1 protein-coding gene and 1 pseudogene are annotated in these 1576 nt (G+C 61.0%); both read right to left on the reverse strand.

Annotated elements, in window-relative coordinates:
• Positions 1–929, reverse strand: a pseudogene (locus tag DU506_RS20055) (IS4 family transposase); the annotation flags it as partial.
• Between the two features lie 181 nt (positions 930–1110).
• The coding region (locus DU506_RS20060) for an IS66 family transposase (protein ID WP_147273797.1) at positions 1111–1576 on the reverse strand (466 nt) is incomplete at its 5' end.

Raw genomic sequence — 1576 nt, forward strand, 5'->3', positions numbered from 1 at the left:
TTCCCAGCGATGGCTATAAAGGTCGACAATATCTGCCGCCGGAAAGCGCAGCGGATCGGACATCGAGGTCAGGACCTGGACCTCCTTGCCATTCACCTTGCGGCGTAACAGGCGCGCCGTCATTGTCGGCGGCAAGTCCGGCCACTTCTTGCGCGCCTGAGGTGAGGTGGTCAAGGTCACCAGGCGGTCTTGCCTGTCCAGCGAGCGTTGTTCCTGATAATGCGTTCCCTTCTTCAGGGGAATGAGCCAATGACGTTGCTCGCCTGCGCTCTGCCAGGCATGCAGCAGACCCAAGGAGTAGAACCCACGGTCAAACAGTGTCAGGGAGTGGTCCGGGGTGCTGCCGATGAGCTCAGTGGTCAACTCCATTTCGCTGCTCGCGACGCTATTGAAGGCCGAGCCCGTCAGTAGATGGCTGGTCAGCTCCATCTGGCACACCATGCGAATCTGTGGATAGCTCGCCTCCCCCTGAGCATTGCGTGTGCGCGCGAATGCCGCCTGGTTCTCGGGAGAGTCAGGCGTACGCCAGACCACGCCGTCGACACCCAGTAACGTCAGGCCGCACCAGTGGGGGTGAGGGGTCTGCTGGTGCCACAAGGCCTGGGTCTGCTCGAAGACGCGCTTGACGGGCTCCACCCAAGCCTTTGACGTGCTTGCACCACGGCACTGGGCGCGACGAAGGGGCGCTTGCCGGGCAGCATGATGTCGAGGTGATTGACGATCTGACCCATCGGGATATGCCGAAACAAGGCCATCCCGACCACGGCCCAGACGACCATGTCCAACGGCAGGCGACGCTTGCGCAGCGTGGCCACACCGGCTTCTTCAAGACAGGTGTCGATCAGTTCGGGAGAGAGTACCTCGGAGAGGCTGGAGAAATCGTCGGGTACCGCCTTGGCGATGGCATCAATGGCGTCGCTGAAATGCATGAGACCTTTCCGTATCAGTTGCCTGACACGGAAAGGTCTCATGATCAGCTTGTTGAAAATAGGCTTAACTGACTGACATTAGCCCTCCAGGGCGGCTTTTTCATCGTTTTGCGCGGGAAACCCGGTTCCCTGTCCGCGCCTCCTTTAGTGTTGAATGGTGGGTAGTGGGTAACTGTTCAGCTCACGCTGCCTGACTTCGCTCGTCTCGTCGCATGAACAAGGGCATCTCACCCGCAAAGAGTTGCTCCAGTGCCGCGTGAGCCGACAGGCCCTGCTTGACGGATGTCGAGAGGAAGCTGCGCATCCGGCAGAAGATCTCCGCACCTTCCCACGAGCGGAAGCAGCCCGATATCTTCTGCTGGACCTTGGTCATCCGCAGGTCACGCTCACCCTGGTTGTTGGTAAAAGGCGCGGCCGAATCCTCAAGAAAACGCAGCACATCGTCCTCGCGTGCCTGGAGGCGTTCGAGCAGGTTGCGTGCCTGGGTGCGCTTGGTGCGCCCTCGGGTTCCAGGCGGAGGTTTGGACGGCGGTGGGCTCTCGACGTCGCCTTCCGCCAGGCAATGGCGATAGCGCTCTCGCCATCGTCGAACCGCGTCGGGAGAGAGCCTGCCTCCGGCGTCTTCAACGGCCTGGTTCATCGCCAGC

Origin of the sequence: Vreelandella rituensis, assembly GCF_003336665.1 — a bacterium.
Taxonomy (GTDB): Bacteria; Pseudomonadota; Gammaproteobacteria; order Pseudomonadales; family Halomonadaceae; genus Vreelandella; species Vreelandella rituensis.